This window comes from Hassallia byssoidea VB512170 (assembly GCF_000817785.2).
Taxonomy (GTDB): Bacteria; Cyanobacteriota; Cyanobacteriia; order Cyanobacteriales; family Nostocaceae; genus Hassallia; species Hassallia carrinoi.
This window is the reverse complement of sequence record NZ_JTCM02000078.1, coordinates 19,406-30,887: the sequence shown is the minus strand read 5'-3', so window position 1 is coordinate 30,887 and position 11,482 is coordinate 19,406. Positions and strand designations below refer to the sequence as shown.

The 11,482-nt window shown below is 41.8% G+C and carries 15 protein-coding genes; 11 read left to right on the top strand and 4 right to left on the bottom strand.

The features are described 5' to 3' along the window. The 4 genes from PI95_RS24870 to PI95_RS24855 all read left to right on the top strand — a co-directional run. The coding region (locus PI95_RS24870) for a hypothetical protein (protein WP_201280590.1) at positions 1 to 219 on the top strand (219 nt) is incomplete at its 5' end. Positions 220 to 328: 109 nt separating this feature from the next. After that, the gene (locus PI95_RS24865; RefSeq protein WP_039737753.1) at positions 329 to 1,144 is read left to right on the top strand and encodes a DUF1838 domain-containing protein; all 816 of its coding nucleotides are present in this window, start codon (positions 329 to 331) and stop codon (positions 1,142 to 1,144) included. Between the two features lie 87 nt (positions 1,145 to 1,231). After that, positions 1,232 to 1,756: a GNAT family N-acetyltransferase gene (locus tag PI95_RS24860; protein WP_039737752.1), complete on the top strand. Its 525-nt coding sequence runs from the start codon at positions 1,232 to 1,234 to the stop codon at positions 1,754 to 1,756. A 739-nt stretch (positions 1,757 to 2,495) separates the two neighbouring features. Then, complete coding sequence (locus PI95_RS24855; RefSeq protein WP_163519169.1) at positions 2,496 to 3,755, top strand: cytochrome P450; 1,260 nt, start codon at positions 2,496 to 2,498, stop codon at positions 3,753 to 3,755. Positions 3,756 to 3,804: 49 nt separating this feature from the next. Here the strand turns inward: PI95_RS24855 and cbiD are convergent, their stop codons facing one another. Next, entirely contained in the window at positions 3,805 to 4,881 is a 1,077-nt protein-coding gene (gene cbiD, locus PI95_RS24850) for a cobalt-precorrin-5B (C(1))-methyltransferase CbiD (protein ID WP_039737749.1), read from the bottom strand. Positions 4,882 to 5,119: 238 nt separating this feature from the next. On the opposite strand from cbiD, the gene PI95_RS24845 reads away from it, so the two are divergent. Both PI95_RS24845 and PI95_RS24840 read left to right on the top strand, forming a co-directional pair. After that, positions 5,120 to 5,332, top strand: a complete 213-nt coding sequence (locus tag PI95_RS24845) for a CAB/ELIP/HLIP family chlorophyll-binding protein (protein ID WP_029632563.1) — start codon at positions 5,120 to 5,122, stop codon at positions 5,330 to 5,332. A 53-nt stretch (positions 5,333 to 5,385) separates the two neighbouring features. Continuing rightward, the gene (locus PI95_RS24840) at positions 5,386 to 5,625 is read left to right on the top strand and encodes a hypothetical protein (RefSeq protein WP_039737746.1); all 240 of its coding nucleotides are present in this window, start codon (positions 5,386 to 5,388) and stop codon (positions 5,623 to 5,625) included. A 106-nt stretch (positions 5,626 to 5,731) separates the two neighbouring features. Here the strand turns inward: PI95_RS24840 and PI95_RS24835 are convergent, their stop codons facing one another. From PI95_RS24835 to PI95_RS24825, 3 genes are all read right to left on the bottom strand, one after another. After that, complete coding sequence (locus PI95_RS24835; RefSeq protein ID WP_039737745.1) at positions 5,732 to 6,448, bottom strand: Type 1 glutamine amidotransferase-like domain-containing protein; 717 nt, start codon at positions 6,446 to 6,448, stop codon at positions 5,732 to 5,734. Between the two features lie 37 nt (positions 6,449 to 6,485). Then, on the bottom strand, positions 6,486 to 7,145 hold the full coding sequence (locus PI95_RS24830; protein ID WP_163519168.1) for a lipoate--protein ligase family protein: 660 nt from the start codon (positions 7,143 to 7,145) through the stop codon (positions 6,486 to 6,488). A gap of 126 nt (positions 7,146 to 7,271) precedes the next feature. Further along, positions 7,272 to 7,739, bottom strand: a complete 468-nt coding sequence (locus PI95_RS24825) for a YbjN domain-containing protein (protein ID WP_039737742.1) — start codon at positions 7,737 to 7,739, stop codon at positions 7,272 to 7,274. A 289-nt stretch (positions 7,740 to 8,028) separates the two neighbouring features. Here PI95_RS24825 and PI95_RS24820 point away from each other — a divergent pair, with 289 nt between their 5' ends. The 5 genes from PI95_RS24820 to PI95_RS24795 all read left to right on the top strand — a co-directional run bounded on the left by PI95_RS24820 (position 8,029) and on the right by PI95_RS24795 (position 11,480). Then, positions 8,029 to 9,924, top strand: coding sequence for a serine/threonine-protein kinase (locus PI95_RS24820; RefSeq protein WP_039737741.1), 1,896 nt, complete (start codon positions 8,029 to 8,031; stop codon positions 9,922 to 9,924). 51 nt (positions 9,925 to 9,975) lie between these two features. Continuing rightward, on the top strand, positions 9,976 to 10,245 hold the full coding sequence (locus PI95_RS24815) for a type II toxin-antitoxin system Phd/YefM family antitoxin (RefSeq protein WP_039737739.1): 270 nt from the start codon (positions 9,976 to 9,978) through the stop codon (positions 10,243 to 10,245). Between the two features lie 81 nt (positions 10,246 to 10,326). After that, positions 10,327 to 10,512 carry a hypothetical protein gene (locus PI95_RS24805; protein ID WP_039737736.1) on the top strand — a complete coding sequence of 62 codons (186 nt, stop codon included), beginning with the start codon at positions 10,327 to 10,329 and terminating at the stop codon, positions 10,510 to 10,512. Then, entirely contained in the window at positions 10,499 to 10,846 is a 348-nt protein-coding gene (locus PI95_RS24800; RefSeq protein ID WP_039737734.1) for a type II toxin-antitoxin system PemK/MazF family toxin, read from the top strand. The genes PI95_RS24805 and PI95_RS24800 overlap by 14 nt, the downstream gene beginning before the upstream one ends. Positions 10,847 to 11,057: 211 nt before the next feature. Continuing rightward, positions 11,058 to 11,480 carry a DUF6334 family protein gene (locus PI95_RS24795; protein ID WP_039737732.1) on the top strand — a complete coding sequence of 141 codons (423 nt, stop codon included), beginning with the start codon at positions 11,058 to 11,060 and terminating at the stop codon, positions 11,478 to 11,480. The last annotated feature ends 2 nt before the right edge of the window (positions 11,481 to 11,482 follow it).

Below are 11,482 nucleotides of genomic sequence, written 5' to 3'. Positions count from 1 at the left end.
CCCGATGCAATGCCAATGCATCCCGATGCAATGCCAATGCATCCCGATGCAATGCCAATGCATCCCGATACAATGCCAATGCATCCCGATGCAATGCCAATGCATCCCGATGCAATGCCAATGCATCCCGATGCAATGCCAATGCATCCCGATGCAATGCGATCGCATCTCGATACAATGTTAATGCGTCAAGATGCAGAAAACTGTACTAAGCAATGAATTGCTGACTACGAGCTATATAAAACAAGCAGGAGAATGTACACTCAGTAAGTTGGTAGCTGATACTACCCTTTTCCCCCTTCAACCTCACATAGCAAGGAGCCAAAAAATGGTTGCCGAAACTCAAGAATTTGATGCTCAAGCATGGATAAAGACTCGTGCTTCCCTCGATCCCACCCAATCAACCTTTTTGGTTTGGAAAGGTGCAATTTACGCTTTTATACCAGGTGAGAAGAAAAAACTTCTGTTTGAAATGTTGGGAATGAGTGTGAGTAGGTGTATTCCCACAGAAGAGGGTAGCTGGGATTTTACCTCTAGAGAACTGACTTACTACCTCGACCCAAAGACAAGCGAGATTGTGCAAAAATGGGAAAATCCTTGGACGGGTGAGAAAGTGCCGGTGATGCATGTTGCGAATAATCCCGTACAAGGTCAGTTTAAAGGTAAGTTTCCCGCACAAGTAGATGGTGACATTACAACCTTCGTATTTGATATATTTCCCACTTACCCCAATCCTCTGGCAGACGATCCAAAGTTTGCTGAATATTGCCCAAATCCAACTTATCAGGCAGCAGAGTTATTTAAAATCACCGTCCCCACCGCAGATTTATTAAACTCAGAATTACCCTCAGTTTCTCAACTTAGGTTGAGTTGGGATAGAATCGGTCAATGGCTTCCTTGGATGAAAATGGGAGCGCGTGAGGGTCATTTGATATACAGTGCTTATGGTAGTAAAGTCGATGGCTTAAGCGAGTTACCGCAACTGCTTCAAGATGAAATTAATACCCGCGTTCCTCTATATAGGAAGGCACCAAAATCCTTTATTGAAGGAGAAGATATGACCTCATGGCTGTACTTTCAACATAATTATGAGGCTTATCTAGCCGGTGAAACCTTCCCGCTACCAGCAGGAGAGGAATTATAAATTGATTTGAAAGAAACGCTAACCGTAGTGAGGACTTTAGTCCTCATATATAAGATGAGGACTAAAGTCCTCACTACGAAGAAAAATATGCTTATCCGAGAAGCGAAGTTAGCTGATGCCAACGCGATCGCCAAAGTGCATATAGACACTTGGCGGACAACTTACCGTCATATAATGCCAGAAGATTTTCTGGCAAATTTATCTTATGAAAAGCGAGAGACAGGATGGGCTCAAATTTTGAGCAATACAGTTCAGGATAACTTTACCTACGTTGTTGAGGATGTCGGGCAAATTGTTGGTTTTGCTAATGGTGGTTTAGAACAAACTAACGACCCAATATATAAAGGTGAATTGAATGCGATTTACATTGTGGAAAAATACCAAGGTCAAGGTATAGGACATAACCTTGTATCTACTATTGCCGCCAGACTTGTGCAATTAAATGTTAGTTCAATGTTAGTGTGGGTTTTGGCGGATAATCCAGCATGTAAATTTTATGAAAGCCTCGGTGGTCAACTAGTGAAAGAAAAGCTAATCGAAAGAGGCAAAGTAGAGTTTGTTGAAGTCGCTTATGGTTGGACAAACACGCGATCGCTCTTAATAAATTCGTAGTGAGGACTTCAGTCCTCATATATAAGATAAGGACTTCAGTCCTTACTACGAAGACAAATATGCTTATCCTATAAGCGAAGTTAGCTGATGCCAACGCGATCGCCTTCATTACATATTATCGGGATAAACCCCGAATAGGTAAATAAGGTGTGCAAAAGTGTAACATTTGGAGAGAAAGATAAGTGAAATATTATTTTGTGATTATTTTCACTAATAATTACGTTATATTGCGTAGATAAGATAACAAGCCTAGCCATAAAGACGATAGTGCAAAGCGTTATCGCAACCTGCGCTCGTTAAATAAAGAAAGTGTTTAGGTTTGCATAAAAAGCTCAAAACATGAGCAGAATTGGGCGTGAAATGTTAGAGATAAGCAAGAAAAATGGAAACAATGAAGTCTTTGAGCGCGTGGTCACGAGAGCGTTTTTTAAAGTAGCGCTTACGCTTCACCACAATCCCTCAACTACTTGTCTATTCTGAGTTGAACGTGATTTTTCATCACAGCAAATATTAAGCGAAGACTTGTTAATAACACTCAATTTATTTACCTCTTTAGATGTATTGACAAAAATCAATTGCATTTAACTTGTTACCAATGAGTCAAGCAGTTAAAATACCTTAAAACTTTCTTTCCCCCTACCCTTTGCCCCCTTAATGATAAGTTTTTAACCGGACATGATGTGAGGCGATCGCGTGACTACCTAATTTTTTTAGTTCACTCTTAATTGAGATTAAGCAAATGAATTCACAACACTTGAATATGCCAGCAAGAGCAAACCAGCAAACCTACGATCTGTTTGCATCAGGAGCTTTGGTCAATTCCTATCCACTCTTCAAACGGATGCGTGAAGAAGACCCCGTTCACTATTGTGAGTCTTTTGGCTACTGGATTTTGACACGCTATAGAGATGTTGAGGCGGCTTTACGGGATGAGCGTTTGAGTTCAAACCGCACAGCGTTGTTTATCAATCAGTTAGGTTCTTTGGATGTCAACCTGATCCAGAATTTCCTTGATCTGATAACAAAAATAATGGTTGAGCAAGATCCACCAAAGCACACCCAACTACGGAAATTAGGCAATCAGGGATTTACAACTCGTGCTTTGGAAAGCTGGCGATCCATTATCCAGAACACCACCGATCGATTGTTGGATAACGTTCAAAATCAAGGTGGCATGGATATTGTATCCGATTTGTCGATACCACTACCATTGTTCATTCTTCCTGAGATATTTGGCGTGCCAGAAACCGACAGAGCGAACATGCTCGAATGGACAATGAATATTGGCACATTTTGGGGTGCACCGGGCGGCTCAAATATTGAAATTGAAGAATTTGCACTTCATGCAGACCGAGCTGCCGTACAGTTTTCTGCACTAATCAGGCAACTGATTGAACAACGGCGTCGGCAACCCGGAACTGACATGATTAGCCTACTGACCGTGGCTTACCTTGAGCAGGGATTTAATTTTGAGGAACTCCCATCTCTATGCATTCAAATCTTAGGTGCAGGTCTGTTAACCATCACAGACATGATTTCCAATGGGGTGAATGCACTGCTGCGTCATCCCGACCAACTGCAAAAACTGCAACAAAATCCGGCTTTGATCAATTCCGCTGTCGAAGAAATGATCCGTTTCGATACCTCCGTTCCTTTTTTCTTTCGGATTGCAAAACTTGACCTGACGATTGGCGGTAAGGATATCCCTAAGGGTAGCGTCATCGCACTGGGGCTTGGGGCAGCGAATCATGACCCCCAAAAGTTTGACTCACCGTCCGTTTTCAATATTACGCGATCGCCCAACGAACACCTTGGGTTTGGTTCAGGCATTCACTCTTGTCTGGGAGCGGTTTTAGCTCGCATGGAGTTAACTATTTGCTTGACCACATTACTTAGAAGACTACCGAATCTCAGGTTCGATCCGGATAAGCAAGCTATTCCAACAAAACATAAAAGTCTGCTCTTCAAGGGATTCGATTCGCTACCCGTAAAGTTCTAGCAAGTAAGGACTTCAGTCCTCATATATAAGATGAGGACTGAAGTCCTTACTACGAAGAAAAATCGAGCAATTCCTTAGCCTTCGTATCCTGACTAATGATTTTACCTTGACGGTCAAACAAAATTACCCCCACCTTCAAAGAGTAATCTGCATACTTTTTCACGTAATTCTCTGCTTTCTGGCTAATCTTTTCAGCCAAAGCAGCAAACACCGCATCTGCCAAGTTGAGTTCCACCAACTTTTTATACGCTTCATCAGCTGTCTTCAGTTGCAAAATTGCCTGAACTGCTGAGATATCACCTATAACAGCAACAGCAGCTGCAATAATTTCTAACTTAGCATCCGCCAAGTGACTTGACGTATTAAAAATTCCCCCTGCTAGCTTAATTAACTTTCCTTGGTATCCCAGCAACAGCACTGATTCAGCTTGATAAAGTCCCGCTTCTACCAGCATTGCACCCAGCCAGTTACCCGTTGAAACAATAACTTCTTCTGGAATCCCCAAACGCTGCGCCACAGAGTAACCATTGCTACCAATACAAAATACCAAATTGCGAAAACGCTGCACTTTATCTTGTAAAATGGCGCGAAATTCTTCTAAGTGGTCAGCAGCACTCATCGGTTGAGAAATCCCACTAGTTCCCAACAACGCCAAACCCTCTAAAATACCAAAAGCTGCATTAGATGTGCGTTCAGCCAGTTGACGACCTTCAGGAAGGATAATCCGCACGATCGCAGTTTTATCTTCAGGAATTAGCGGTAACAAATTCGCTTCAAAAAGTCGTCTCGCATAACTATAAATAGCAGCTTCTCCCCCTGCCGTTTTCCCCAATCCCTCACCCGCTTCTAAAACCAAAGCCTGGTCTTCTCGCGGCAATAACTTCACCCAAGCCCAAACAGGAGTATTCCTCGTCAAATCCAAATTATCACCTGGGTCAGACAGAGCGATCGCCAACGCACTAGTTAATTCTAAACTAGCCACTTGCTCAACTAAAATCTCTGCATCATCACCAAGCAAATCCAGCCGAACCGACAATATCACATCTGCACTGTTTTGCAAACGCAATAAAGCTGCCTTTGCCGCTGCAACAGCGAAAACCGGGAGAGTGTAACCTTTACGCGCCATTCTATGCTGAAAACCGAGAAATATTCTTATAGTACTTACGCAAAAACTCTCCCCAACTCTTATTTCTCCGTGTCCTCCGCGCCTCTGCGGTTCGTTCTATCATTCCCATCTTAATTTTGCCACTCTCAAACACACCTTATACAGTTGATAAAAATATTTTATCTTGTCAAGTACTTGCAAAAATTATTTACATAATGTTACATTCTTTAACAAGAAAACAAACTTAAGGAAAAAGACCATGACATCACGCAGCTATGTAGTAGAAGAACAAAACCGCCTGAATAACTACGCCATTGAGCCAAAAATGTACGTAGACCAGAATCCCGGCTTTGGTTTCACCGAGTATGCAGAAAAGCTGAATGGTCGTTTAGCAATGATTGGCTTTGTTGCACTTATCGCCATCGAAGTTTTCACCGGACATGGTGCGATCGCCTGGTTGACAATTTTGTAATCTAGCTACGCAGACATCAACAAATAAATTTAAATTAAATTTGGAGAAATACAATGAGAACTGATTTTGACTTTCCCAAAAAAGATTTACTCGGACCCGTTGTATTTAGACCTGATTTCAACAGCTTTAAGACAATCAATGTCAACCAAGCTTGGTCATTGTTTTTCACAGCGGGTAAAGAAGATAAAGTATTAGGACAAAACCCGGAATTTGGCAGATTTTTCACCTATTTATTAATTGCTATTGGCGCAACAGGTTCTCTTTTGGCAGGTGTTTTTATCCACATCGTATAAGGATTTTTGTCCAGCTTTTAATATTTCTGAAAGTTCTGGTTTTCGCAACCAGGACTTATTTTTTATAGGACTTACGCACAAGTAACGGAAAAACGAACTGTAAATATCAAATCTTTCCTAAATAAGTTGGCTCTAAAAGTGTTTCTTTGACTGTCTCACCTATCTTTTCCAACCGATAAGCTTTTGCATGAAGACGAGAACTGACGATTTTCTCTAATTTATCTTGGATAAAGTGCAAACCAACTCCATCATCAGCTGCGTATCCTTCGCTAATTAACCCTTGTGATAAAAGTCGATGGTAGGAAGGTCTTCGTTCTTGTTCTCCATCATAATGCGGACAGTTACTACCTTTAAGAAAGCCAAGGCATTGCAAGACAGTCATTTGTTTGGGGATAGAATCCGTCACTGCTTGTTCAAACCAACAAATAGAACCTGCACTCAAACCACAGAGAATAATTCCACTTTCCCAAGCTTCTCTCAAGATATGGTCAAGTCCCCACTCCTTCCATAAAGCAATTAGATTTTTAGTGTTTCCCCCTCCTACATAAATTATGTCCTGCTCAAGCACGAAAGACCTCAGGTCATTTGTAGGTGGGTTAAACAAAGACAAATGAGATGGTTTACAAAGCTGTTGGACAAAAGCTGAGTAAAATCGAACTATATATTTATCAGAATCACCGCTAGCTGTAGGAACAAAGCAAATTTTTGGTATTTCCTTTTTCGATAGTCCTAAGATGTATCTATCCAGTAGAGGGTTTTCCGGTTCCATTGAAAAGCCTCCACCACCCATTGCAATGATTTGTTTGTATATATTTTTAGTCATTTAGAAAGCCTGTTGTGTGATATTTTGCTCAAATCATCTATTTAGACAAAATCTGTTTCCACTCATCTTTTGATAAGGGTTGCAAAACTAATTGAATATTAAAACAATCGCTAGCTGCTGCAACCAAAGCAGCAATAATTGTTTCTCTAGTTAGGTTTTGGGGAAGTTGCACAGAAGTAAAAGATTCTGCACCAAATACAGCCGCAAACAATTCTGCATTCGGTTGCAAGCGTATTGAACCATGTTGTAAAATTGCGTTACCACGTCGCAGTTGAGCGCTACCTATGAGTTTGCAATTATCAACTGTAACTAAATCTGCACTAGTTGCAGTGCCAAAACAGTTAGGATTGTGAATGTAGCCGCGTCCTGCTGTACCGTAGTGCAATTCTACGTTAAGCGATCGCCATCCTTGAATCAAAAACTCGCAAATTTTTTCATACATCTGAATACGACTCCCAGCAAGTCTGGAAGTGACTACAGCATAAGTTAAATCACCTTGATGCAGCACAGCGCGTCCACCTGTAGGACGCCGCACTAATTTTAGTTTCTCACCTTGCCAAACAATATCTTGCCAAGATTCGGGATATTGACGTTGATGATAGCCTAAAGAAATAGCGGGTGGCGACCAAGTGTAAAACCGCAAACTTGACGGATGTCCCAAGATATGCTGTTCTAGTAACCAGCAGTCAATAGCCATCTGCACATGTCCCGGTGCTTCTAGTAGCGGAATTAGTCGCCAAACCGGATAAGTATTTTGGATTTTGGATTTCGGATTTTGGATTATTTGCTGACCTCCAATCTAAAATCTAAAATCTAAAATCGTTTAAGTTGCACCAAACTCAGATTGTAACGCATCGTCGTTGTTATCGGCGATACTTGCGACGACGGTAATTAAACGGGAAACTTCGCTAGCAGACAAGTCCGCGAGAGTGCGTATGGCGATGACAACTACTTGATTTTCAATAATACCAAAACGCGCTTCAAAAGTGCTAGAACAGTTCATTTCCAATAGTTGCCGCATCAACTTCGGTTCATCTTTGGCGGGTAACTTTAACACCGCAGACCAAACGGTTAAAGTGTCTTCATCGGTTTTGCCGCCAAGTTGGACAAATACTTCCACACTACCGTATTTAAACTTCCACAAAGTACCGCCTTCTGCGGCGTGGTTTACCATTGCACTGTCATCTTGTTCTAGAGTATCGATGACATTTTCGATTATTTCCACATGGTTGATGCCAATGGTTTCTTCGTCGGTAGCGATCGCTTCAGGATTACTTTGGTAGCTTGTCATATCAATTTTCGCCTCAATAACTTTATGGTTTCATCTAGACATACTTTATAGCTTGTAGCAAGGTTAGTTTTAGCCCCCTTAGGTAATAGCTTGGTTATAAGCGCTTTAACTATACCTTAATTCCGTCAGACTGAATGCGGCTATACAAACAAAGTCCGCATGACTTGGACTAAGTACAGTATTTCATTATTCTCCGCGAAACTCTGCGCTTAACTCTGTGCCCCTCTGCGTTTAAATTTGGAATTTTGGGAACACTTAATGTAGAAAAAATCTGCCAACCATCCCTAGTATGATTTATTGCCTCAATCCCAATTGCCAAAAGCCGCAAAACCCAGATGCAACAAAATTTTGCTTGACTTGTGGCTCACAGTTGCTCTTGAAAAATCAATATCAAGCGATTCAGCCAATTGGTGAAGGGGGATTTGGCAGAACTTTCTTAGCTGTTGATGCATATCGGCTAAATGCTCGTTGCGTCATCAAGCAGTTTTTTCCTTCACCAGAAATTCAAGGCAATTCTCAAGCAATGACCAAAGCGACCGAGTTGTTTGAACAAGAAGCAAGGCAATTATTACAACTGGGAGAACAGCATCCGCAGATTCCGACGCTGTTTGCCTACTTTGAGCAAGATAAACGCTTGTATCTGGTGCAGCAATTTATCGATGGGCAAGATTTATCACAGGAATTGGCACAGCGCGGCGCTTTTAGCGAGTCACAAATTCGGGAATTGTTGCATGATTTGTTACCTGTGCTGCAATTTGTCCATCAGCAGCAGGTGATTCACCGGGATATCAAGCCAACAAATATTTTACGCCGTCAGATAGATGGCAAGTTGATTTTAATCGACTTTGGCGTTGCAAAACAGTTAATCGATACTGCTTTAACCAAAACTGGGACAAAAGCTGGCACACAAGGATATGCAGCAATTGAACAACTGCGTAGTGGTAAGGCTTATCCTGCCAGTGATTTGTATAGTTTAGGCGTGACTTGCATACATCTACTAACTCAAGTCGAAGTGGATGAACTTTACGATCCGCTAGAGGGTAAGTGGCTTTGGAGAGAACATCTGCGGCAAAAAGGCAAAGATGTCAGCACCCAGTTGGCTGAAGTTTTGGATAAATTGCTGAAAGACTATGTGAAAGAGCGATATCAGTCAGCTAATGAGGTGCTTGCAGCATTGAAACAAGTAACCACCCCGACAGCGAAAAGCAATCCTACTCCAAAACCAGCGCCGATAATTGTCTCTCCCCCACCACCACCAAAACCAGCACCGAAAATTGTTTCTCTACGACCAAAACCCCGGAATTGGCGACTTGTTCACACACTTCAGGGTCATTCCGACTTGGTTCGTGCCGTCGCTATAAGTCCCGATGGTGAAACCCTTGCTAGTGGGAGTAATGACAACACCATTAAACTGTGGAATTTGCCAACTGGACAAATAATCCGCACCCTACAGTGGCATTCCGACTGGGTTTGTTCCCTTGCTATAAGCCCCGATGGTATAACCCTTGCCAGTGGTAGTGCTGACAGGAACATTAAACTATGGAATCTGGCAACCGGATGGGAAATGTCGAATTTGGACAGGCATTCAAACTCGGTTCGTTCCGTTGCTATAAGTCCCGATGGTGTAATCCTTGCCAGTGGGAGTTGTGACAACACCATTAAAGTGTGGAATTTGGCAACTGGACAGCAAATCCGCACCTTACAGGGGCATTCCTACCCGGTTAATTCTGTCGCCATAAGTCCCGATAGTAATATTGTAGCTAGTGGCAGTGTTGACAGGACTATTAAACTGTGGAATTTAGCAACTGGAAAGGAAATCCGCACCATCAGGGGGCATTCTGCCTGGGTTTATTCCGTTGCTTTCAGTCCCGATGGTGTAACCCTTGCCAGTAGCTGTGTTGACAACACTATAAAACTGTGGAATATAACAACCAAACAGGAGATCCGTACCCTGACAGAACATTCCGACTCGGTTCGTTCCGTTGCTTTCAATCCCGATGGTGCAACCCTTGCCAGTGGCAGTAATGACAACAGCATCAAACTGTGGAATCTTGCAAATGGACAGGAAATCTGCACCCTGAAGGAACATTCCGAGTCGGTTTATTCCGTTGCTTTCAGTCCCGATGGTATGACCCTTGCCAGTGGCAGTCTTGACAAAACTATCAACATTTGGCGGTGCGATTAACTGGTAAAATATAGACAAAATGTACAAAATAGCCACGCATCAGTTCTTACCATGCAGACCTACACTCTTACAGATGCTCGCAACAAACACGGTGAGGTATTTGACAAGGCTGCTATTGAGCCAGTTTTACTGACAAAGCAATCACGACCAAGCCATGTGATAATCTCGGCTGAAAGCTACCAGAAATTAATTAATCGGCTCACAGAATTAGAGGATATGCTTTTAGGTCAAGCCGCTGAAACTGCCCTAAATCAATCAAAAATGCTTGGTAGTGAGGCTTTTACTGCTGCACTCTCAGGTTTAGCTAATAGTGAGGCTTGATGGTCTGGTAAGCGTTCTTGATTTTCTCAACGGTTTGCAGCCTAAGATAGCAGCGCAGACTGCTAATAAGGAGTATTGTTTATGACAGTGAATGCCAATATTGAAGAAATTAAAGCGATGATTTTTCAGCTACCAGTTGAAGAACTTGTAGCACTGATGGCAGAGATTGAAGAAAGGCTCGAAACCGTGACAATGATGCAACTTGCCGAAACAGGATTTAATGAGTGGAATGACCCAGAAGAAGATATCTATAATGACGAAACCTAAACCATTGGAAATCTGGTTAGTTGGTTTCCCTTTTAGCGATTTAACTTCCACAAAACTTAGACCAGCCGTTGTTTTAGCAGTTCATCGAGAAGAGTTAATTATATTAGGTATTTACTCAAAAGTTCCTGCTGGTGAGTTGCGTGAAACTTGGGTGTTGATTTCAGACACACATCCTGAATTTCCACAAACAGGTCTGAAAAAAACATCTTTAATCAGGGCTGATAAAATTGCCACGGTAAGTGAGTCGGTGTTTCAAAAGCAGTTAGGAATCTTACCATCAGATATATTGACTTTGGTACAAGCAGCACTGAAAAAATCTCTTAATATTAGTTAGATGGTGCGATCGCTCTCTCACAGCTTGCATTCTCGCAAATGCTAAAATCGATGCAATTCGAGAGCGTGGGAAAGGGCAAGGTCAGGTTAATCAGTTACAAAGCGATTATCAAAATATGAAAGTTGGATAATTAGCAAATCTTGCAGCCGAGGGAGACGAAGAAGCCGAAACTGCAATAAAAATTCTTAAACAAGAAAGAAACGTGAAAAATATGGCAATAGATGAATTTCCAATCGGAGAGACTTTAATAGCAGTCTCAATTGTTGAAGATAAAGAATTTGCTGGCAATCAACTCTGCTTTGACCAAGTTAAACTATTCTTTCAAAATACAACAATTACACTATTACCAATAGCTGATACTGATGAAATAGAGATAATACAGGAAAGCACTAATACTCCTTCTGTAGTAAATACTTTATATTGGTGTGAGTCTTTTATTGGTAAAAAACTTATGACAATATGGGTATGTGAAAACGACCACGGTTATCGAGTTCAGGTAATTTTTGCATTTGAGTATCTACGTCCGAGCATAGCTTTTGTTGCAGAGGGTTCAGTTATTAAAGCATTCCGCTTCGAGCAAATCTACAAAATAAAAGCATCTGAAACTGACTTGCAGCATAGCCAAGTATCTTGAAA

Coding starts and splice junctions, on each gene's coding strand:
- PI95_RS24815 (WP_039737739.1), top strand. CDS start 9,976: ATGCAGACCTACACTCTTACAGATGCTCGCAACAAACACGGTGAGGTA.
- cbiD (WP_039737749.1), bottom strand. CDS start 4,881: ATGGCGCGTAAAGGTTACACTCTCCCGGTTTTCGCTGTTGCAGCGGCA.
- PI95_RS24800 (WP_039737734.1), top strand. CDS start 10,499: ATGACGAAACCTAAACCATTGGAAATCTGGTTAGTTGGTTTCCCTTTT.
- PI95_RS24845 (WP_029632563.1), top strand. CDS start 5,120: ATGACATCACGCAGCTATGTAGTAGAAGAACAAAACCGCCTGAATAAC.
- PI95_RS24835 (WP_039737745.1), bottom strand. CDS start 6,448: ATGACTAAAAATATATACAAACAAATCATTGCAATGGGTGGTGGAGGC.
- PI95_RS24860 (WP_039737752.1), top strand. CDS start 1,232: ATGCTTATCCGAGAAGCGAAGTTAGCTGATGCCAACGCGATCGCCAAA.
- PI95_RS24825 (WP_039737742.1), bottom strand. CDS start 7,739: ATGACAAGCTACCAAAGTAATCCTGAAGCGATCGCTACCGACGAAGAA.
- PI95_RS24865 (WP_039737753.1), top strand. CDS start 329: ATGGTTGCCGAAACTCAAGAATTTGATGCTCAAGCATGGATAAAGACT.
- PI95_RS24805 (WP_039737736.1), top strand. CDS start 10,327: ATGACAGTGAATGCCAATATTGAAGAAATTAAAGCGATGATTTTTCAG.
- PI95_RS24795 (WP_039737732.1), top strand. CDS start 11,058: ATGGCAATAGATGAATTTCCAATCGGAGAGACTTTAATAGCAGTCTCA.
- PI95_RS24820 (WP_039737741.1), top strand. CDS start 8,029: ATGATTTATTGCCTCAATCCCAATTGCCAAAAGCCGCAAAACCCAGAT.
- PI95_RS24855 (WP_163519169.1), top strand. CDS start 2,496: ATGAATTCACAACACTTGAATATGCCAGCAAGAGCAAACCAGCAAACC.
- PI95_RS24830 (WP_163519168.1), bottom strand. CDS start 7,145: ATGGCTATTGACTGCTGGTTACTAGAACAGCATATCTTGGGACATCCG.
- PI95_RS24840 (WP_039737746.1), top strand. CDS start 5,386: ATGAGAACTGATTTTGACTTTCCCAAAAAAGATTTACTCGGACCCGTT.